This is a genomic window from Alteromonas sp. ABH4_457 (assembly GCF_056160625.1).
Map to the genome: position 1 here is coordinate 96,399 of NZ_JBSWXN010000007.1, position 20,988 is coordinate 117,386.

Below are 20,988 nucleotides of genomic sequence, written 5' to 3' on the forward strand. Positions count from 1 at the left end.
TTTTCGCATTTGAACCAAACTGACAGAAGTTGACAGGTTTGGCTTGAGTCCTTGCGTGTAATTTTCTAGTTTACGAAAAATTAACATTTGTGTTGATATTTCGGACAAGGAAAATACATGATATTCCAGACTAAGCATCGCGCACTAAAATCCGGCCGCCTTATCACCGGCGCCTTAATCCCTCCCGTCCTTCTGCTCAGTGCCGCATGCGCTGATGCCAGCGACAGACACAGACAAAATCAAAGTGACCCCGCTACCGGTATCATCATGGAATCCCTCGACCGTGGACTGGTTGTTATTCCCGCTGAGCAGGGCAATGCGGTGAGCTGGCGATTGCTGGGCACCGATCCTCTCGATATTTCCTTTGATATTTACAGGAACGGTCACAAGCTGAACGGTAAAAAGCTATCTGGTGCGACTTTCTTCACCGACCCGCAGGGAGACAAAGATGATGTGTATGAAGTTAAAGCTTCCGGCTTGAACAACAAAAATAAACGCAAGAAAGGTCGCAGTGCTGCCATGGCCACAGCCTGGCAGGATGTGATGCTGCAGATCCCGCTGAACAAGCCTGCGGACGGCTGGGTAAACGGACAATCCTTCACGTATTCGGCCAATGACGGCTCGGTGGCGGATTTAACGGGAGATGGCCGGTACGAAGTCATTGTTAAATGGTATCCGTCAAATGCCAAAGACAATTCACAGGCCGGTCATACCGGAAACACGTACCTGGATGCCTACACGTTGGAAGGACAGCAACTTTGGCGTATTGACCTTGGCAGGAATATTCGTTCCGGCGCCCATTATACTCAGTTTGTTGCCTATGATTTCGATCAGGATGGCCGGGCTGAAGTCGCCATGAAAACGGCGGATGGCACTGTGGACGGAGAGGGTATGGTAATGGGTGATACCAACGCTGATTACCGTAACAGTCAGGGATACGTGCTGGACGGACCTGAATTTCTAACCATGTTCGATGGTTTGTCAGGAAAGGCACTGGATACCATTGATTATGTCCCTGAGCGGGGCAGTGTAAGCAGTTGGGGGGATGGTTACGGAAACCGGGTGGATCGCTTTCTTGCTGGCGTGGGCTATTTTGACGGCTCCACACCCACCGCTTTTTTCGCCAGAGGGTATTACACCAGAGCAGTTGTCAGTGCTTTTGACTGGGTTGACGGCCAGTTTGTCAGCCGCTGGGTATATGACAGTAATAACGGCGGTGCAGATGCCGGTGGATATGGTCAGGGAGCCCACAGCATTTCTGTGGGAGATGTTGACGGCGACGGCAAAGACGAGATCGTGTACGGCGCCGCCACCATCGATGACGATGGCCATTTGCTGTACAGCACGGATTTAGGTCACGGTGATGCTTTGCATATGTCGGATATCGATCCTGAACGTCCCGGTCTTGAAATTCATATGGTGCATGAATCACCGTCTGCTTATACCAAAGACGGCACAGAGTATGGCGTTGAATTACATGATGCCGCCACCGGTGAAATCTTATGGCATCGTTCAGGCAACGGTACCGATGTGGGGCGGGGCGTAAGTGCTGATATTGACCCCGCATATACAGGTAACGAGAACTGGGCAACCCGGGGCGGACTGGTCGCTGCCAACGGAACAGTTATTTCGGATACCCGGCCGTCTCAGGTAAATTTTTTATCATGGTGGGATGGTGATTTGAATCGCGAGTTACTGGACGGAAACCGGATCTATAAGTGGCAGCCGGCTACGGAAACCTCTGAAGTCGTACTCGATGGAAGCGAATGGGGAGCCGTGTCGAATAACGGCACGAAAGCAACGCCGGTTCTGTCGGCAGATATATTGGGTGACTGGCGGGAAGAAGTCATTTGGGCCAACAGTGACAGCAGTGCTTTACTTCTCTTTTCTACCACTGAAGACACGGAATACCGTATTCCGGCATTGATGCACAACCCGCAATACCGGACAGCTATTGCGTGGCAAAACGTGGGTTATAACCAGCCGCCTCATCCTTCCTTTTACCTGGGAAGTGATATGAAAGCTATGCCGGTATATGACATTCAGACACAAAAAAGTCAGTTGTGGCTGCAGGCTGTTGCCCGCGGAAATGCAGACTCGGTTGAAATCAGCATTCATTCAAACGGCTATCCTTACAAAGGAATGACACTGTATAAGAGTTTATCTGATGATCCGGAAACCCGGGAATTGCTCACTACTCTGGGCAGTGGTGAAAGCCGTTTTGTGGACACTGATGTTGAACCGGACACCCGGTATTACTACTGGGGCAGTGTGAAAAGTAAGCATAATGAGCCTGAGTTATTGCCTGTGACAACTGCAACATTAACTTCAAGCGACATACCGGATATCCGCACTTTTCATCAAAGTTCTGCCAGTCCGGTAACCCTGAGCTGGTTCACTGCGAATATTGAAGTGAGTAGTGTATTTGTGTTCCGCGCAGAGCGTGTAGAAGGTGAAGCCGATCCCGTTTTTGAACAGGCATCAGGAGTCGCTTCACTTGCTGCGGATTCAACAGAGTGGACAGACGAATCATCAGTGCCCGGTACGCCGTACATTTACTGGCTCGTGTTTGATACTGCGTCAAAAGGCCGGATAACCAGTGATCCGGTGAATGCAGAACGTCTGCTGGAGCCCAAAACACATTTGTCTGCAGTGCAAAATGGTGACGGTATTGTGGTCAGCTGGCAACTGGAAGATTTCCCGCAAGCTATTCGTGGTGTACAACTTTACCGGAACACCAAAGCAGAGCTGAGCGGGCGCACGCGTATCAGCCCGTCAGCGCCGGTCAGCGGCAGCCTGACCGACAACCTGTCACTGGAAAATGGTACAACCTACTGGTACATGTTTAAACTGACCATGGAAGACGGTACAACTTACAACACCGAACCGGAAGCTGCGGTTACTTTTGTGCAGTAGGTGTGAAGCCGGTTTTTGGCGTTGTTATCTCAGCCGGTAGCAGCGCTCGGGGCGGCCCACGTTGCCGTAAACCTGTTCAGCAATGAGCTCTTCGGTTTCCAATAAGTATTCGAGATAGCGACGGGCGGTGGAGCGGCTTACGCCGACAGTGTCACCAACCTGTTGTGCACTCAGGCTGTCTTTAGGCGCTGCAGTAAAGACCTGCTGTATTTTTTGAAGTGTCAGGCCATCTACGCCTTTGGGTAAGCGCTGCGCCTTTCCGTCGCTCTGCCGGCTGAAGAATTGATCCACGACAGTTTGCGTAAGCTCTGACGCACCGGATAACTGCTTATGGCGGTTCTCAAAGTGCTGCAGAGCCTGCTCCAAACGACTTTGCAGAATCGGTTTTACCAGAAAGTCAGACACGCCTAATTTCATTGCCTGCTCCAGTACCTGTACTTCTTTCGCTGCCGTTAGCAGAAACACTTCTGTCTTCTGCAATTCATCGTGATGGCTTTTCATCAGTTCAAGGCCATTACCGTCGGGCAGATAAACATCCAGCAGAAGTAAGTCAGGCTGCATGGCGCCGAGCAAAGCTTCAGCTGCCGCCACGTTATTTGCCATGCCCATCACCATGTAGCGACCGGTTTGAATGAGGTACTGAGCCAGATACTGGGCTACGTGGGGCTGATCTTCAACAATAATACAAGAGTAGGGCATAACTATTTTGACACTTCTGTTCTCGGAATATACACAGAGAAGCGGGCTCCGCCTGATTCCGACTCGCCAATCTCGATACTGCCGTTGCAGCCTTCAAGATGCGTTTTCACTATATACATGCCCACTCCATGACGGGCATCAGATTTTGAGCTGAACGACGGTGCGAAAATACGTTCATATTCAGCAGCGGGAATACCGTCACCGCTGTCTTCAACATCGAAAACGATATTATTGCCCATTTCTTCCAGGCTCACACTGACTTTTGCCGGCCGGTGACTGCTCGCACGCTGGGACGCTTCGATGGCATTATCGATCAGGTTACCGAAGATAGAAACCAGACATTCGAGTAAGTGTTTATCGTTAATCACAGAAAGCTGCGTATCCGGACTGATGTCCAGCGCCACATTGCCTTCCTGTGCTTTGTGATATTTGCCGAACAACAAAGCGGCGAGCACCGGCGTTTGTACCCGGCCGACCAGACTGTGTACCTGCGTCTGCACTTCCTGACTTTCATTGCTGATCAGTTCAAGGGCTTTTTCCACATTCCCCATCTGCAGCAAGGCGGCAAGGGTATTCAGTTTGTTCGAGTAATCGTGAGTCTGAACCCGCAGCAGCTCAGCAAACGCTTCCACCCGTGCAAGTTGCTGTGACAAATGTTCCACTTCATCGGCAGGACGCATCGTCAGCATCAGGCCGGCCATCTGACCCTGAACTTGTAAAGGTACGCGGGATAACACCAGCCATTGCTGATTGGCAAACAGTTCGAAACCACGGATGTGTTTGTCGGTGTTTTTCAGCAGAAATTCTGCATGCTGGGGCAGGATGTCGTTTATCGTGCCGCCGTTTTCGTTCTCAGCGAATAACAATACCCTGGCACGTTGGTTCATGCGTTGTATTTTACCGTCCAGTGTCATGGCAATGATACCGGTCCGCACGGTGTTAAAGATAGCTTCCTGCTCGGCATACAAGCGGCCAATTTCATCCGGTTGCAGACCAAATAAACGACTACGCACACGGTTACCAATCCAGCGCGCGGCAATCACAGCCAACGCCAGAATCACAAAAATAACGCCCAGGATAAGCCAGGTTTGTTGCTCAATGGCGAGGCTTACTGATTTTTCCAAAAATCCCACAGACACCAATCCGATGACATCGCCACTGGCATTGATAACCGGCGCTTTACCACGGATTGACGGACCCATAGAACCCGTTGAAGAGGAGATGTAATAGTTGCCTTCCAGTGCAGCCTGACTGTCGCCGCCTTGCATTGGCTGGCCGACTCGATCTGTTACCGGGTGAAATAAACGGATTTTACTTTCGTTACCAATGACAACATAACTGGCGCCGTAACCGTGTTGCAGCAGAGCGAGTTCCCGCTGAAGCGGTTCAGGAACGGATTCTGCTTCTACAGCATGGATGATATCGGGACGACTGGCGAGGGAACGGGCAATGGCAAGGGCCTGTTGCCCGGTTTTTTCTTCAATGACAGAAGCCAGCAGGTACTGACTGGCAAAGCCTAATACAGCAAGCTGTAGCAGGCTCATTACAACGATGGCGGCAACTAACCAGGATTCCAGTTTGTTACGAATGAAATAACGTTTTGTTGCCACCAGTTATTTTGCCCCTTTTTAGTCCGGCGTTGCCGTTGTATTTGCCCGGCGGTTTTTGACAAAACCTAACAGCGGTACCAGCAACACAACAATTGCCACGATCAGAATCGACAGGGTAAGCGGCCGCTCCCAGATGAAACTGAATGAACCGTCTGAAATCAGCATGGCACGACGGAAGTTACGCTCAATCATGTCGCCCAAAATAAAGCCCAGTAGCAGCGGGGCCATAGGGAATTGTAATATGCGCAGGACAACCGCCACGAAGGCAAACCCGATCATCATAAATAAATCGAATGTGTTAAAGGATACCAGATACACACCAATTAAACTGAAGAACAGAATAAAAATGGTCAGCAGTGATTTGGGCAATACCAGCACTTTGGCCAGATACGGGATCAGTGGCAGGTTCAGGATGAGCAGTACCACGTTACCAAAATACATGGACACAATGACAGACCAGAATACGTCAGGATTTTCCTGCATAAGCAGCGGTCCCGGTTGTAAGCCGTAAGCAATCAGTGCACCCAGCATAATTGCCGTAGTACCTGATCCAGGGATCCCCAGCGTTAACAAAGGGACAAATGAACCTGTACACGCCGCGTTGTTCGCTGCTTCAGGTGCAGCAAGACCACGCTTGGCACCCTGGCCAAACTCTTTCTTGAAGCGGGCAGGGGCCAGATTTCTTTCTGCGGCATAGGCCATAAAGCTGGCGATGGTTGCACCGGCACCGGGCAAAACACCAATTAAAAAGCCAAGGATGGATGAACGGCCTACTGATGGCGCGATTTCTTTTACTTCGTCTTTGCTCAGCTTAAAGCTGCCCAATTGATTACCGCCCATGCTGGTGTCTTTAGCACTGTCTGGTTTGATCACATTCATCAGTGCTTCAGACAAGGCAAAAGTGGCCATAGCAATCAGCAGAAAGCTCAGCCCATCCAGCAAATCGGGCTGGCCGAAAGTAAAGCGCTCAGTACCGGATGACGGGTCGATACCAATGGTGGACAGGGCAAGACCAAATACGGTCATCATCATGGCTTTTAAAAATTCGCCGTTGCTGGAGAACGCTGCAATAGCGGTTAAACCTACCAGCATTAACATCACGTAGTCGCCGGAATGGAAACTCAGCGAGACTTCTGCCAGCGTAGGAGCCGCTACCATCAGCATTACCGCACCGATGGTACCGCCTGTAAACGAGGCCCAGGCCGCGATGGCCAATGCTTTACCGGCCTGTCCCTTCATAGCGAGAGGATAACCGTCGAAGGATGAGGCGACGGTGCCGGCAATGCCCGGTGCGTTAATCAAAATGGAGCTGGTTGAGCCTCCAAAGATGGCACCGTAATAAACCCCGGCCATCAGAATCATGCCTGAACTGGGACCGATACTGTAGGTGATCGGGATCATTAAAGCGATGGCAGTAATGGGTCCTAAGCCCGGGAGCATACCGATAAAGGTACCGACCAGACAGCCAATCACAACATACATCAAATTGTGCCACTGGAATGCGGCATCCAGGCCTATCATCATTGCATCAAACATGAGTTAACTCCAAAGGCTGCCGGGGGCCAGGTAAATATCAAGAAGTTGGGTCATGAGGAGCCAGAAAAACACCACCATAGGGACTGAGGCGAACAGCACTATGCGGGCGCGTCTTTCTCCCATAACCCAAAAGCCGGAAATCAGAAAAATAAGTGTTGCCACGATGAACCCTAACGGATCGAGCAGCGCGCTGTAGATCACCATCAGCAGCATAACAATCGCGGTCTGACGAACGGTATGTTTAGTGATCCCCAGCGGCTTTTGTTCGCCCTGTGGTTCTTTGCTTTTAATAACATGGCTGACGATAGCTAAAAAACTGAACAGGGCGCCTGCCATGGCGTAGAGTTTTGGCATAGTGGATGAATCCACAACTTCATATTGTTCAAACGGTAGCAGAGGAATTTGCCAGGCATAGATACCGTAAAACGTGAAAAAAACGAGAAACAGGGCAGGGCCGGTTAACTGACGTGTCATTGTTGTTGCTCCTGTTGAATAAAGCCAAGTTGAATCATCAGGGTCTTAATTTGTGCTTCCTGGGCTGCCAGGTCTGCGGCAAAATCGTCCGTGGTACGGAACAAATCCATCCAACCGTTCCGGTCACGAACTGCCGCCCACTCAGGGGTTTTCAGCAGCGCGGCGTATTTATCGATATATTCCTGTACTTTTTCATCAGATGTATCAGGCGCTGCAAACAATCCACGCCAGTTTACGAACGTTGCGTCGTAGCCCAGCGATTTTAAAGTGGGAATATCCGGATAGGCGGGCACGGTTTCAGGGGCTGTGATGGCTAAAATACGTGCCTGGCCACCTTCTGCAATTTCCAGTGCTTCGCTTAATCCGGTAGAAAGCATTTGTACTTCACCTGAAAGCAGTCCGGCTTTTGCCTGACCGCCTGCGTCATAAGGGATGTAGCGGATGCGGGCACCGTCTAGGCCGGCAGCATTGACTGCCAGCGAAGCCACCAGATGATCCATACTGCCCCGTGCAGAACCGCCTGCGATGGTCAGTTCACGGACGTTTTTGGACAGGATCGCTATGGCTTCATTCCAACTTTTGATGGGCGAGTCTTCTCGCACCACAAAGGCGCCGTAGTCGGCAATTATGCTGGCAACGGGCTTCACATCACGGTAGCTGAAGGGGACCTGACCGGTTAACGCACGGATTACAATAGGCGTAGAATTAACCATTAACATATCGCCGTGTTTGTTACCGGATTCAATCAGATAAGCGATAGCGCGACCACCACCACCACCGGACATGTTCTGAAACGAAGCGTTATCTGAAATACCTGACTTCATCAACGCTTCCCCGATACCACGACCGGTAGTGTCCCAGCCGCCGCCGGGACCGCCGGGGATCAGAAAGTGATCCTTGGCGAAGGCACTGGCACTCACCAGCCACAATATTGCAGCACTAATCAAAACAGAACGCATGAATCCCTCCGTTAAAAGTCGTAATGGAAACGCATGGTGATGGCATTGCCGCTGGTTTCATCACCCACAAGCGCTTCTGTGCCGGGGCCTGACACTTTGCTATGCACGCCGTTCAGCATAATTTTTGTATTTTCATCGATGTAGTAAGACACACCCGCGGTGAAGGATTTGGCCCGGGTACCCTGAAACTCGCTGGTAGCATCCATAGACGAAACGCGGGCGGCTATTTCCCACGCGTCTTCAACGCCTTTGGGCTGATTGAAACGTGCGCTGCCTTTGGAATAAGACTTGCTCTCGCCGGTTAGCATGTAGCTGGCCTGAAAGTAATAGCCGTCGTAGTTTTCGTCGTCGGGCAGGGATGCAGGATCGCTGGTGGCGATATTGCGACGGGCTACTTCACCCTGAACCAGTAAGTTTTTGTACTGGTAGGCGGCTTCAATGCCGTACTGACTCAGATGGTCAAGGGGCACGATATCACCGCCTGCGGCATAATTTACCAGTCTCACGTTCGGCTCTCTGACTTCCGCGCGGGCGAAAGAGGCTGACAACTGGCTGTTATCCATTTTGCGGTACGAGCCCCATGAGCCCAGGTGGATCAGATTGTTTTCTTTAAATTCGTGAGCCCAGGTGAGGCGTCCGGTGGTTGCCAATGAAATGGCGGAGTCATCATCGGTACCTTCTGCGCCGAATGCATCGTTTTTATGTATACCCACAGCGTAACGTAAACCTGTTGACGGGAAGTATTGATACGCAGCCACACCCCAACGGAAATAGGGCGACATAGTATTTGCCATGCTCGCACGCTCAATTAAAGCCATGTGCTTAGAGCTGGTCAGAGCGTCAAGAGTAATGTCTTCACGGATTTTACCGAACTTAATCGTCGGGCCGTTTTCAAAACCGGTATATTCAAAACGAAGTAACAAGATTTCGATGGTTTCTTCGGCGAATTCCAGAATCATCTTGTATTCCAGATCGCTGCGTTCGCCTTCTACCGACAACCGCGCACGGCGGGGAAAAATAGTAGAACCTGTGTTGCCTTCGTTGTCTGCATTGTAGGCGCCGTCGAAGATGTTAGCGTCTATCTGAAGTCGCCCGCCTAACGTCACCCATTTATCGTCACTGGCGTCTTTCGCTTCCATTGATGCGAGCTGTTGCTCTAACTGAGAAAGCCTGTTTTCAAGAGACTGATTACTGGCTGATTCTGTTTGTGCCGAAGCCTGATAAGTGGCTGCCAGACACAGCAAACCAATTGTTGTTTTATGCATCACAAAGTACCTCAATGTTTCGTGACGCAAGAATATTGTTAGTCCTTTGTTAAGGCTATGTAATGGATGTTTTTGTGCTTGAAAATATAACTGTCTGTTTTGTTCGTTTTGTCCATGAACACAATGAACAAAATGGATCAGGTTGCAGAAATAAACGAAGCTTTACCGGTAACAATTACTGTCTGATAATGTTAAGTTAATGTTATTATTGCATAAACTTTAACGGTGCCTGTCACCGGTTTCTATGATGAGGACCAGGATGTTATTCACTTTATTTTCCCACCAGCGCTTTCGCGGGTGTTTTTCTGTACTGTTTTTAACTATTTCGTCGCTATCCTGCGGGTATGCTGCCGGCCATGATACGCCTGAGGTGACTCTCGCCTCCGGTAAAGTAACCGGACAACATGCAGACGGAATAAACTTTTACCGCGGTATGCCTTATGCCAAAGCGCCGGTGGGTAACTTGCGGTGGCAGCCGCCTCAGGAACCGGATGCTATTGCATCGCCCTATGCAGCAAATTCGTTTTTTCCTCCCTGCCCGCAGCGGGGCAAAGATAATGGCAGCGAAGACTGTCTGGGGATTAATGTATTCTCCCCACAGGCGGATGACAATCAGACTGCCCGGCCAGTGTTAGTGTGGATCCATGGTGGCGGGTATGTAGGTGGATCAGGTGATTTGGATCCCAAAATCGTTTCACACTGGGTAAGTCAGGGACTCGTACTGGTATCGTTTAACTACCGGCTTGGTGCACTGGGTATTTTTGCACATCCGGCTTTATCTCAACCTGATGGTGTTAACTATAGTGTGATGGATATGGTCGCTGCGCTGTCCTGGGTTCAGGACAATATCGCTGAATTCGGTGGCGATCCCGCCAGGGTGACGATTGCCGGCGGCTCTGCAGGTGGCATGGCCGTGCAGATGCTAATGGTAACACCCAAAGCTGAAGGTTTGTTCTCCGGCGCGATTTCTCAAAGTGGCTACGGCACCTGGCCGTTGCCACGCACTTCAGGTGCACCGGCTCTTCAGGGCAGCCCGGATGCAGAGATCCTGTCCTCTGCCATCGCACAGCGGGCAACGGGAACAGACAAAGTCAGCAGGGAGCAGCTTTATCAGACCAGTCCGGAAGCATTCGTCAATGCGATAAACGGCTTTCACCTGCCGGTTGCAGACGGTATCACGTTGCCCGACGAACCGGCGCGATTGTTTGCTCAGGGGAAGCAGCACGCTGTACCTTATATTAGCGGCGGAAACAGTTACGACGGCAATGTTTATCCCTATTCCGGTGTGTCACCTCAGCGCATGCTCACCTTAACGGCATCTGCTGCTGACAGTGTGCAAAAAGCGTATGGACTGGGCGAGCAGGCGCTGACGGCCTTACCTTTTCAACATTTGTTCGGTGATTTGCGTTATGTTCTGGCCGGTATGGTGACAACCGGCGCAATGCAAACCGTTAAGCAACCGGGGTACCGTTACTTTTACGATGTTGCGGATGAGACTACGCCGGGGGCAGGTCATGCCTCAGAAACCTTTGCACTTTTTAAACCTGCCGGGAATGATGCTGTTAAAGCGATGCAGGCGTACTGGCGGAATTTCATAAGAACCGGCAACCCGAACGGGCAGAGCTTATCTGAGTGGCAGCCAGTGGATAAGCAGGACAAGAACTGGATGGTTTTTGATAAGACAGCCCATGCTGAAAAAGAGGTCAGAGCCGGAAAGCTTGGCATATTGCGACAGGTTTATCAGACGCGGGTGAACCCTTAACCCCGTTTGTTATTATCAATAACAAGGCATATCTGCCGTTAAACGAAAAAAGGCCCGGAATGACCGGGCCTTATCATTTCAACTGTTCAGCGAAAATATCACTGCTTGCAGGTATCGTTACCTTGTCCCGCCGTCCACTTCATACCGTTCTTTAATAACTTAATGTTGTATTCAGCGTTGTAAACTTCTTTGCGGTGACCGATAGCGCTGTACATTGCGCGGCCTTCGCCGATGCAATGGGTCCAGACCAGCGGATGATCTTCACCCATTTCCAGTTCTTTACCCGGCACATAAGTAGTTTCATCTATGGCCACTACGATGTCGTAGCCTTTGGAGGACACGCTGTCTGAGAACGAATACCACTCATCATTTAATTCCCAGCGGTCAGGGATCCCTTCTGCCACACCGGTGCCGTGACGGGTAACATCCAGCGATGCATCCTGGAACCAGTTGTCATCACCCGGATGGCCGATAAACTGAGCACCAATCAGCACATCACGATACCAGTCCCAGAAATACACCGAGTCGCCGGCTGATGCATGAATGCCCAGGAAGCCGCCGCCGTTATTCATGTAGTCTTCAAACGCTTTACGTTGTGACAAAGTGAGGGTGTCACCGCTGACATTATTCCAGATCACCACATCAAATTCAGACAGGTTTTCCGGTGTAAATGCACTGCCTTTGGCGCTGACAGAAACACCATAGCCCATTTCTTTTGCCAGCTTGCTCAGGTTTTCTGTGGCAGCAGTTACTGATTCGCCGTGGTCATAGCCATTGATTTTCTGATAGATCAGCACCTGAACAGGTTCTCCACCCAGGTCGAATTCCACCGGTTCTGAATCGAACCTTGCACAACGTGCAATCTTATCTTCACGGGTGACCGGCAGTGCTGCCAGTTCTTTACGCATAGCCGCAGCGTTTGCATCGTCTTCAACACCCACACGGGCCAGTAACTGGTCCAGTGTGATCAATGTACTGAAAGAAGGCATTGATTCACTTAAGATCCACGCCGGAATTTTAGCCAGTACGCCGGGATAGTGTTTTTCAACAATGGCTCTGGCTTTCGGGCGCATTACCACATCGTAAGCCGGCATAGAGCTGGAAAAAGGCACATCCCGTAAGGAACAGTCGGTTAAAGCCTCTGCGGCAGACGCGCTGCCTGTCGCTACCAGACTGCCCATTGTGATGCTGCCGGCAAGAATGGCTTTAAGCATATTTTTCTTCATCATCAGGAGTCTCCTTACATCGGCCAAACGGTCATCCAGGCTTTGTCCCCTTTCTTATAAGGGATATCTTTGTAGTCGCCCGGTATGTCTACGTGACGGAGCACCTGAGTGCCGCCTGTTTTCGACGTAAAGAAACCAAAGATCATCAGCTGCTTGTAGAGGGTAAAGTAATGGGGCAGGCCATCTTCTTTACCGTCCCAGGGCGAGTCTTCACCGCGGTTAAACGCCAGCGCCTCACTGTCCAGCTTTGAAGCCAGTGCCGTTTTCTGTTTCTGGCTTAAGCCAACGAAAGGCTTACCATATTTTTCCTGACTGCGTGCATCCACATCTTTAAATCCGGCTTCCATCAAAGCCTGTTGTTCCGGTGTGTAGCATTCGCGGATCATGCCGATAAAGAACGCCGGCAAACCCGCATCTTTTGCTCCCGGCGTATCAGTTCTCGGTAATACGGTTTCGCACAGTTCAGTAATCAGCGCGACGGTGTTGTCGTCCAGTCCTGAGTCTTTTACAGAGGTCAGGGCCGGTTGCTCCTGCCAGACGGCCATGGCCGGAGAACAGATAAAGCTTGTGCCGGTGGCGGTTGCGATAAGTTTTAGTAAATCACGACGATCCATTACAGATTACCCCGCTTGAGTTCTTCTACTGCAAAATCTGCGGCACGGGCTGTCAGTGCCATGTAAGTAAGTGAAGGATTAACACACGAAGACGATGTCATACAGGCTCCGTCGGTAACAAATACGTTAGGCGCATCCCACACCTGGTTGTGCTTGTTGAGGACGGAAGTCTTAGGATCCCGGCCCATGCGGGCAGTGCCCATTTCATGAATACCTTTACCCATGTGGTAAGTGGTTTCCCAGGCGGTGGCGTTTTTAAGACCGATGCTGTCAAACATTTCTACAATGTCTTCTTTCATGGCTTTACGCATTTTCAGTTCGTTGTCACGGATTTTGGCATCCATTTCCAGCACCGGCAGTCCCCATGCATCTTTCACATCATGGTTCAGACTTACTTTGTTGCGGTGGTCCGGCAGAATTTCACCAAAACCAACTGTACTGATGCTCCACGGACCCGGCTCACTGAGACCGTCTTTCAATCCGGCTCCGATACCTAAGTCGTCAGCGCTGCGGCTGAAACCTGAACGGGATGCGTTACCCTGGAAGCCGAAGCCACGGAGGAAGTCACGTTTGTCATCGCCCCAGTTTGCAAAGCGGGGAATGTAGAAGCCTGTTGGCCTGCGGCCATAGACGTATTTGTCGAGATGGCCTTCAATTTCTGCCATACCGCCCAGCATGTAGTGGTGATCCATGACATTGTGACCCAGTTCACCTGAGCTTGAGCCAAGACCGTTATCCCAGACATCACGGGCTGAGTTCATCAATAACCAGGCAGAGTTCAGTGCCGAGGCATTCAGGAAGACAATTTTGCTGTGGAAAACTTCAGTTAGTCCGGTTTCAGAATCAATTATTTCAACTCCGGTAACCCGTTTGGTGTCTTTATCGTAAATCAGCTCTTTTACGATGGAGAGCGGGCGCAGAGTAAGATTGCCGGTTTTAAGTGCTGCAGGCAGGGTTGCAGACTGGGTACTGAAATAGCCGCCGAAAGGACAGCCCGTCCAGCACTTGTCACGGTGCTGACACTTCACACGACCCTGTTCGGGACGTTGCTCGGTAATGTGCGCAGTACGGCCCATAATTAATTGACGCTTGCCCTTGTACTGTTTTTTAAGGCGGGCTTGTACGTCTTTTTCCACAGCATTAAAAGCAAATGCCGGCAGGAATTCACCGTCAGGCAATACATCCAGACCGTCGCGGTTACCGGAAATTCCGGCAAACTTTTCAACATACGAATACCATGGTGCCACATCTTCATAGCGAATAGGCCAGTCAACACCCACACCTTCTTTACCATTGGCTTCGAAGTCTTCAGGGTTTAAACGGTAAGACTGACGACCCCACAACAAAGAGCGTCCACCCACCTGATAGGCACGAAACCACTGGAAAGGTTTTTTTTCCACATAGGGAGATGTTTGCGCAGAAGCCCATGCGCCCATTGTGGGTTCATTAAAAGGATACCCCTTACCACGGGCCATATTGGGTTCAGCGGCCAGTGCTTCCAGGCTGGGACGACCGTGGTGTGGATAGTCCCATAAATTTTTACTCATGTTGGTGTAGTCTTTGATGTGCTCGACGTTTTCGCCGCGCTCAAGCATAAGTACCTTCAGGCCCTTTTCGGTAAGCTCTTTAGCAGCCCAGCCCCCGCTGATACCAGAGCCGACTACGATGGCATCATATGTATTTTTTGACATTTTCGCCCCTGTTTAAGTTGAAAACGATCTGCGCCTGTTTTTGTCCCTACAAGCAGATCACACAGTGAATCCTGACCTTAACCTGATTGATTTTGTTTGTAATTAATATGGTTAACAAAAAGTAAATTTAGTAACACTATAATGTATTTATGTCATCGATGTCATTATAAAATTGTCGTGTTTTGTAACAGACGTGGGGGTGTATTTGTAAGCGCTTTCTTGCTTGCCTGCTATGCATATGAGCAGTAAGGGGTTTTTGAAAAATTAATGTCAGAAGGAAATTGTGAGATTTTGTTTCAATGGCTCACGGTGTCAATATGCCGTGAGCCGGAAAGTCCACCCGAAACGTTATCCGGAAACAGCAGGGTTTTCAGTAAATGCAGCGGCAAAACGGGAGGCTTCGTTATGTGCCATACACAGGTGATACAAGGTACTGGCTGCCATTTTCGGGTCCACGGGCTGTCCGTTGCTGTCAATAACATACGTGTAGTGAGCTTCAAGTTGCGGATGGGAGAAGCCGTCAATCAACTGGTGGATGGCAAATGTAGCACTGGCAATGTCCTGCTCACGGTTTGCATTGTCAGGCAAAGTGCTGTGAACCAGTGCAGCTTTGATCCACTCCGTCATCGGCCAGCTCTTAAAGGTGGACGATACGACAGTTCCTTCAGGTGTAACTGTATCGTGCAACCAGCGGTTACCGGGCGTCAACCCGTAGTCCCTGGCATGGCGGTATAATACCGACTGATAACGTGTGGTATCTGTGCCACTGACAGTCTGAAATTCATGCAGCAGCCATACCCACTCCATCATGTGGCCGGGTTCTACACTCCGGCCGCCGGTGAGGCATGGCTGCCAGTCTGTGGTGAAAAACTCAAGCAACACACCGTGCTGTGCATCGAAAAAATGCTGCTCGAACAGTGCATACACCTGATTGCAGCGTTCAAGCCAGAACGTGTCGTTACTGACCCGGTACAAATGAATAAAGGCTTCGAACAAATGCATGTGCGGATTTTGACGCCGCGTGGTGTGAGCAAATGTCCCTTCAAGCCAGCCGCCATGATCACTTTTCAGAACAGTATCCACGTGCAGTGCAAGGTTTTTCGCTTTCAGCAGAGCATGGTCATCATTCAGCGCGTCTTTTTGCCAACTGTATGCCAGCAGAAAAAATGCCACATCATACAAATCGGTAGCGGCATTTTTTACTTTATCGGATGCATCAAGGGTCATCGGGTAAAAGCCGGGAAGGGCGTCAGGACAGGCATTGCTGATAAATTTTTCCGTTGCCTGCGCCAGGGCTTTACCTTCAGGCAGGAACCCTTTTTTATAGCCGTAGCACATTGAAAATATTTGTCTTGATTGCACCCGCATACGCTTGTCGGCTTGCCAGTCGGGCTTGCCTTCACCATCAAAACATTCCAGTGCGGCGCCGTTTTCAGCAAAACCCTGTGCAGCCCATTTCGGAAACAATGATGTCGTCAGCCAGTGGTCGAAACGCTGCCAGGCGTCGATAAAATCGCGATGTATCGTTTCCATGAAATTTCCTTGCACTACAGATGAATGGACAACGGACACGCATTGTAATCGTCAGTACATGGGTTTGACAGTGTTTTTGCAGTCTAAAAAGCCAGCTGGCGGACTACCTTGTTGCTACGATGACCAATTCCGGCGGACCGCGGAGGCACCAGTACGTTAGCGGACACACGATTTCTGCCTCGTTGTTTTGACTGATAAAGGGCCTGATCCGCGCGGCTCACTGCGCTGCTGATGCCGCCTTTTGTCAGATTCGTGACGCCGAATGATGCAGTAACCGGTATGGTTGTACCTTCTTCATTTCTGAATATCTCGTCATCAATAAATTTACGCAGTGTTTTTGCCACCACCATCGCGCCTTCCGGGCAAGTGCCAGGTAATAAGACAGCAAATTCTTCGCCGCCAAAACGACACAGGCTGTCGGTGTCCCGAAGATTTGTTTTAAGCAGTTCTGCAATGCGTTGCAGCACCATGTCGCCGGCAGGATGACCGTGAATATCGTTCACCTGTTTAAAATGGTCGATATCCAGAAGCAAAAGTGAAGCAGTCACCGGGTGGCGGCCGGAGCGGGTGCTCTCATATTGAAGGACTTCGTCAAACGCCCGCCGGTTCAGAAGTCCTGTGAGCGGATCTGTTCTGGACGTGATCAGCAGGCGGTTCTCCATCCGTCTGCGGTATTTATCAGCTTGCTCAAATAACGTAGCACTGATTGTGACCAGAATGATAATCAGCCAGCATACCGCAACGGCATAAGCGCCGACCCTGTCTGAGTCGTCGATGGATACGATAGAACGCACCAGCAGATAGCCAAAACTGAAGACCACGATAAATCCGGTAGTAAACTGAAACCGAGCTATCCTGCCGCCAATGTAGGGGGATAACACTGCGCGCAGCGCGCCGTGATTGGCAGTGCTCCACAATGCAGAACAACACAGCAAGCATAAACTTACTGCAGAGATAAGCGACATTTCGCCGTGAAAGCTGTGAAGAGAGTAGGCGTAGCCGAACAGAGCAAGGGACGGAAGGGACAAAGCAACAAACGCAAACCCCTGGGAACAGAGTGGCCGGTGGTTAATGCGTAAAATAACGGAGCACCAGACTAACATGAAGGTGATAAACGTGTTTAGCCCTACATGGTTTGTCAGACCATTACTATGCTCTTGTGCAGCTATACGGTTAAACGGAATAACGTAATCTGACAGTCTCAGACTGAGCAGACTGTCGATGAGAAGAACCAGAGACAACATGAAACTCAGCCCGAGCAGCCATTTAATATTTTGCCGGTGACCGGGACGGTTTACAAATATACATAATGCCAGAATAAATATTTGGGCGCAGGTAAACGGATGGGTAGCAGCCTGGTCACCTGACGGCCTGTAAAGATAAGGTATCTCAGTAAGGTAGCCGGCAATTGTGACTGCGCTGATGAACATAATAAATACAGATAACGAACGACTCGCACTCAAAGCCAGAAGGACGAGATAACGGGGTCTTCCGGATTTTATATTTGCCATGATAAATTTTCCCCGCCATTGCATGTATTAATGTAAATTACATGGATTGTTGCTTTTTTATACTTTAGTCTAGTTTGTCTGTCTTTGCCCTCAGATGATCTAAAAATTCTTTTTGTAACCGGGTGGGGTGCCAGTTTTTTCTTAATGTATAGCCAATCTGTCTCGGAGCATCGCTCAGGGGCGTCGGGTTGACCGCCAGCAATCCAGCGGCAACATCAATTTCAACCTGGCGGGCAGGCAGGATGGCGGCGCGGTCGCTGTTGATTAGCAATCCGCGAATTGCCATCAGTGAGCTGCATTCAATCACTTCGTAAGCGTGATCGGGACAAATGGCTTGTAGCACATCACCAAAGGCCTTACGTGCAGGTGTACCTTCTTTTGCCGCAATCCACTTCAGTGATTGCCAGTCTTGTGTCGTGAGGGAGCATTTGGCGGCCAGCGGATGGTGACTGCCGGTCACAATTGACAGGTAATCATCAAACAAAGGGATCTGTTCAATATCGTCAGACAGGGCGGGGAAGCGCAGGGCGCCTACCAGTATATCAATATGTCCGTGCAGCAAGGCATGCAACTGCTCTTCATAAGGACCGTCGACAATGCTTATGTTGGCGCCCGGCGCTTCTTCAAGCAGAGCGAGTACAGCTTTGGGAACAATCTCAGACCGTGCGAGCGGTAAGCTGCCAATACGCACGCTACCCAGCTTTTCACCATTTAATTCTGCGACTTCATCCAGCCCCTGGCTGAGTTCTGAAAAATACAATGAGGCAATACGGGAAAACTGTCTGGCACGCCAGGTGGCCTCAACACCGGTGGGGGAGCGGTTGAACAGGGTTTGCTGGCACAAGGTTTCCAGATCACGGATAGTTCTGTGAAGCGTGGGTTGAGACAAGCCCATTTTTACTGATGCAGCCGTGTAACTTTGCAATTCAACAATATGTACCAGAGCATCAAGTTGCCTTGCAGTGACCCCCCGCAGAAACGACGTTCTGCCATGCTTGTCGGCACTGAATAAAGTGGTGGCAAAGCTTTCCAGCAAACTGAAGGCACGGCCAAACCGGTTAAGAAAAACATCTCCCTCCGGGGTTACGAACATACCGGAGGAGGAACGGGTAAACAGCGTCCAGCCAATGCTCTCTTCCAGTTTTTTAATGCTTTGAGTAAGGGCAGATTGGGTGAGGTGCACTTGTCGGGCTGCTTCTGACAGATTGCAGTACTTTTTAATTTCAAGTGCACAGTGCAGGTGCCGGATATTCAACATGGCATGGCAAACCAGTAGCGATTTTTTGCCATTATAGAAAAAAGTAATGATGCTGCACAGGTTTCTAAACGGCTTTTTAACATTTACCGGCGCATACTGAGCCACACCAAAAAGTCAGAAGGGTTAAAGGTTATGGCAGTATGCGTTACGAATTGTCCACGTGCATCTGAGGACACGCTGAAAAAATATGAAGGCGCGGAAGTGGCTACCGTCCACGAAGCTCAGGGTCGCAAAGGTTTGCTGGCTGATTACATGCGTCCAATTTACCGCCCGGCCAGTATTTCCGGTACGGCTGTAACCTGTCAGGTTGCCCCGGGTGACAACTGGATGATCCATGTTGCTGTTGAGCAGTGTCAACCCGGAGATGTATTAGTTGTATCGCCCACCAGTCACTGCATTGACGGTTTTTTTGGTGACTTGCTGGCTACCTCGCTAAAAGCCCGTGGCGTAAAAGGGTTAATCATTGACGGCGGTGTGCGTGATACCGCAACGCTGCAGGAAATGGAATTTCCCGTCTGGTCTAAAGCTATTTTTGCCCAGGGCACAGTGAAGGAAACCATCGCCAGCGTAAACGTGCCGGTGGTTTGTGCCGGCGCACTGATTCATCCGGGCGACATTATTGTTGCCGATGACGATGGAGTCGTGGTTGTGCAGCGTAACGAAGCGGATGCAGTGCATGAAAAAGTACAGAAGCGTCTCGATAACGAAGCATCCAAACGGGATCGCCTGGCCGCCGGAGAACTGGGGCTGGATATTTACAATATGCGTGAGCGTCTGGCTGAAAAAGGCCTGAAATATGTGTCTTACGAGGAGTACAGCAAGTGAAGGCCATTCCCTGCCATCTGATGCGCGGCGGAACGTCTAAAGGCTTGTATTTTCTGGCATCTTCGTTACCGGAAGATACCGTATTGCGGGACCAGGTTTTGCTGGCTGCAATGGGATCTCCGGATGACAGACAAATCGACGGTGTGGGCGGTGCCCATCCGTTGACCAGCAAGGTTGCAGTAGTCAGTCCGTCTACCAGAGACGATGCAGACGTGGATTATCTTTTCCTGCAGGTTGTCGTGGATAAAGCCGTGGTTAGTGATGGCCAGAATTGCGGAAATATTCTTGCAGGCGTGGGTCCTTTCGCGATTGAACAAGGCTTAATTGACGCGCAGGAAGGTATCACCAGTGTGCGTATTCACATGGTGAATACCGGTGGTCTTGCGGTAGCACAGGTTGAAGTTAAAGACGGTGTGCCGGTATATGAAGGTGATGCCCGTATCGACGGCGTGCCGGGCACGGCAGCGCCGGTTCTGATTGATTTCCTCGATGTTGCCGGAGCCAGTTGCGGTGCATTATTTCCCACCGGCAACGCCAAAGATGTGATTGATGGTGTGGAAGTGACCTGTATCGATAACGGCATGCCTGTTGTGCTGTTAAATGCCGCTGACTTTGGCTTAACAGGCGATGAGTCTCCTGCGGAAATTGAAAAAAATACCGGCGTTAAAGAACGCATTGAAAGCATCAGGTTACAAGCGGGCCGGCAAATGAACCTTGGTGATGTAAGCGATAAAACTGTCCCTAAAATGTCGCTTATATCGGCCCCTGTCCGGGGTGGTTTGCTGAATACCCGCACCTTTATTCCACACCGTGTGCATGATGCCATAGGTGTCCTGGGTTCGGTGAGTGTTGCTACAGCCTGCGTGGTGGACGGTTCCATCGCCTACGGCTACCTCAAAGGTTGTAGCGACTACTCCCGTCTTGAAATAGAACATCCAACCGGCAGTTTTACTGTGGCAATGGATGTGGAAGGCAGCGGTTCGCTGTCGACTTTAAAAATTAACCGTTCTGCGCTGTTGCGCACAGCCCGTTTGCTCATGCGGGGAGAAGTGCTGGTCGCAGACTCAGCTTTCTCTGCGCCCGGGAAACAATAAGTTACAGGATTGATT

At 50.4% G+C, this 20,988-nt stretch carries 16 protein-coding genes; 4 read left to right on the forward strand and 12 right to left on the reverse strand.

Annotated features, from left to right (window positions below; translation table 11 throughout):
* Positions 1–117: 117 nt before the first annotated feature.
* On the forward strand, positions 118–2,916 hold the full coding sequence (locus ACXAGR_RS18220) for a rhamnogalacturonan lyase family protein (RefSeq protein WP_474851775.1): 2,799 nt from the start codon (positions 118–120) through the stop codon (positions 2,914–2,916).
* Positions 2,917–2,940: 24 nt separating this feature from the next.
* Here ACXAGR_RS18220 and ACXAGR_RS18225 read toward each other — a convergent pair whose 3' ends face one another.
* The 6 genes from ACXAGR_RS18225 to ACXAGR_RS18250 are packed head-to-tail and all read right to left on the reverse strand — an operon-like array spanning position 2,941 to position 9,459.
* Positions 2,941–3,615, reverse strand: a complete 675-nt coding sequence (locus ACXAGR_RS18225; protein WP_119500937.1) for a response regulator — start codon at positions 3,613–3,615, stop codon at positions 2,941–2,943.
* A gap of 2 nt (positions 3,616–3,617) precedes the next feature.
* Entirely contained in the window at positions 3,618–5,225 is a 1,608-nt protein-coding gene (locus tag ACXAGR_RS18230; protein ID WP_474845500.1) for a sensor histidine kinase, read from the reverse strand.
* Between the two features lie 18 nt (positions 5,226–5,243).
* Positions 5,244–6,761 (reverse strand): tripartite tricarboxylate transporter permease, encoded by a 1,518-nt coding sequence (locus ACXAGR_RS18235; protein WP_119500938.1) that lies wholly within the window; start codon positions 6,759–6,761, stop codon positions 5,244–5,246.
* 3 nt (positions 6,762–6,764) lie between these two features.
* Complete coding sequence (locus ACXAGR_RS18240) at positions 6,765–7,235, reverse strand: tripartite tricarboxylate transporter TctB family protein (protein ID WP_119500939.1); 471 nt, start codon at positions 7,233–7,235, stop codon at positions 6,765–6,767.
* Positions 7,232–8,194: a Bug family tripartite tricarboxylate transporter substrate binding protein gene (locus tag ACXAGR_RS18245; RefSeq protein ID WP_119500940.1), complete on the reverse strand. Its 963-nt coding sequence runs from the start codon at positions 8,192–8,194 to the stop codon at positions 7,232–7,234. The genes ACXAGR_RS18240 and ACXAGR_RS18245 overlap by 4 nt, the downstream gene beginning before the upstream one ends.
* Positions 8,195–8,205: 11 nt before the next feature.
* Positions 8,206–9,459: an OprO/OprP family phosphate-selective porin gene (locus tag ACXAGR_RS18250; protein ID WP_474851777.1), complete on the reverse strand. Its 1,254-nt coding sequence runs from the start codon at positions 9,457–9,459 to the stop codon at positions 8,206–8,208.
* A gap of 259 nt (positions 9,460–9,718) precedes the next feature.
* Here ACXAGR_RS18250 and ACXAGR_RS18255 point away from each other — a divergent pair, with 259 nt between their 5' ends.
* A complete protein-coding gene (locus ACXAGR_RS18255) occupies positions 9,719–11,221 on the forward strand; it encodes a carboxylesterase/lipase family protein (RefSeq protein ID WP_474851778.1) in 1,503 nt (500 codons plus the stop codon).
* A 98-nt stretch (positions 11,222–11,319) separates the two neighbouring features.
* On the opposite strand, the gene ACXAGR_RS18260 is transcribed toward ACXAGR_RS18255, so the two are convergent.
* The 6 genes from ACXAGR_RS18260 to ACXAGR_RS18285 all read right to left on the reverse strand — a co-directional run bounded on the left by ACXAGR_RS18260 (position 11,320) and on the right by ACXAGR_RS18285 (position 19,054).
* Positions 11,320–12,450, reverse strand: coding sequence for a ThuA domain-containing protein (locus ACXAGR_RS18260; RefSeq protein WP_474851780.1), 1,131 nt, complete (start codon positions 12,448–12,450; stop codon positions 11,320–11,322).
* A gap of 11 nt (positions 12,451–12,461) precedes the next feature.
* Entirely contained in the window at positions 12,462–13,061 is a 600-nt protein-coding gene (locus tag ACXAGR_RS18265; RefSeq protein ID WP_474851782.1) for a gluconate 2-dehydrogenase subunit 3 family protein, read from the reverse strand.
* Entirely contained in the window at positions 13,061–14,752 is a 1,692-nt protein-coding gene (locus ACXAGR_RS18270) for a GMC oxidoreductase (protein WP_474851784.1), read from the reverse strand. Before ACXAGR_RS18270 ends, ACXAGR_RS18265 begins: the two co-directional genes overlap by 1 nt.
* Positions 14,753–15,100: 348 nt before the next feature.
* Complete coding sequence (locus ACXAGR_RS18275) at positions 15,101–16,285, reverse strand: AGE family epimerase/isomerase (RefSeq protein ID WP_474851786.1); 1,185 nt, start codon at positions 16,283–16,285, stop codon at positions 15,101–15,103.
* A gap of 83 nt (positions 16,286–16,368) precedes the next feature.
* Positions 16,369–17,796 (reverse strand): GGDEF domain-containing protein, encoded by a 1,428-nt coding sequence (locus tag ACXAGR_RS18280; protein ID WP_474851788.1) that lies wholly within the window; start codon positions 17,794–17,796, stop codon positions 16,369–16,371.
* A gap of 64 nt (positions 17,797–17,860) precedes the next feature.
* A complete protein-coding gene (locus ACXAGR_RS18285) occupies positions 17,861–19,054 on the reverse strand; it encodes a LysR family transcriptional regulator (protein ID WP_474851790.1) in 1,194 nt (397 codons plus the stop codon).
* A gap of 132 nt (positions 19,055–19,186) precedes the next feature.
* Between ACXAGR_RS18285 and ACXAGR_RS18290 the strand changes: the two genes are divergently transcribed.
* On the forward strand, positions 19,187–19,879 hold the full coding sequence (locus tag ACXAGR_RS18290; protein WP_119500948.1) for a 4-carboxy-4-hydroxy-2-oxoadipate aldolase/oxaloacetate decarboxylase: 693 nt from the start codon (positions 19,187–19,189) through the stop codon (positions 19,877–19,879).
* A complete protein-coding gene (locus ACXAGR_RS18295; RefSeq protein WP_474851792.1) occupies positions 19,876–20,973 on the forward strand; it encodes a 4-oxalomesaconate tautomerase in 1,098 nt (365 codons plus the stop codon). The genes ACXAGR_RS18290 and ACXAGR_RS18295 overlap by 4 nt, the downstream gene beginning before the upstream one ends.
* The last annotated feature ends 15 nt before the right edge of the window (positions 20,974–20,988 follow it).

Excerpts from the sequence above, each read along its gene's own strand:
- ACXAGR_RS18275 (WP_474851786.1), bottom strand. The coding sequence starts at position 16,285 with ATGGAAACGATACATCGCGATTTTATCGACGCCTGGCAGCGTTTCGAC.
- ACXAGR_RS18245 (WP_119500940.1), bottom strand. The coding sequence starts at position 8,194 with ATGCGTTCTGTTTTGATTAGTGCTGCAATATTGTGGCTGGTGAGTGCC.
- ACXAGR_RS18235 (WP_119500938.1), bottom strand. The coding sequence starts at position 6,761 with ATGTTTGATGCAATGATGATAGGCCTGGATGCCGCATTCCAGTGGCAC.
- ACXAGR_RS18280 (WP_474851788.1), bottom strand. The coding sequence starts at position 17,796 with ATGGCAAATATAAAATCCGGAAGACCCCGTTATCTCGTCCTTCTGGCT.
- ACXAGR_RS18265 (WP_474851782.1), bottom strand. The coding sequence starts at position 13,061 with ATGGATCGTCGTGATTTACTAAAACTTATCGCAACCGCCACCGGCACA.
- ACXAGR_RS18255 (WP_474851778.1), top strand. The coding sequence starts at position 9,719 with ATGTTATTCACTTTATTTTCCCACCAGCGCTTTCGCGGGTGTTTTTCT.
- ACXAGR_RS18270 (WP_474851784.1), bottom strand. The coding sequence starts at position 14,752 with ATGTCAAAAAATACATATGATGCCATCGTAGTCGGCTCTGGTATCAGC.
- ACXAGR_RS18250 (WP_474851777.1), bottom strand. The coding sequence starts at position 9,459 with ATGCATAAAACAACAATTGGTTTGCTGTGTCTGGCAGCCACTTATCAG.
- ACXAGR_RS18260 (WP_474851780.1), bottom strand. The coding sequence starts at position 12,450 with ATGATGAAGAAAAATATGCTTAAAGCCATTCTTGCCGGCAGCATCACA.
- ACXAGR_RS18285 (WP_474851790.1), bottom strand. The coding sequence starts at position 19,054 with ATGTTGAATATCCGGCACCTGCACTGTGCACTTGAAATTAAAAAGTAC.
- ACXAGR_RS18290 (WP_119500948.1), top strand. The coding sequence starts at position 19,187 with ATGGCAGTATGCGTTACGAATTGTCCACGTGCATCTGAGGACACGCTG.
- ACXAGR_RS18220 (WP_474851775.1), top strand. The coding sequence starts at position 118 with ATGATATTCCAGACTAAGCATCGCGCACTAAAATCCGGCCGCCTTATC.
- ACXAGR_RS18240 (WP_119500939.1), bottom strand. The coding sequence starts at position 7,235 with ATGACACGTCAGTTAACCGGCCCTGCCCTGTTTCTCGTTTTTTTCACG.
- ACXAGR_RS18225 (WP_119500937.1), bottom strand. The coding sequence starts at position 3,615 with ATGCCCTACTCTTGTATTATTGTTGAAGATCAGCCCCACGTAGCCCAG.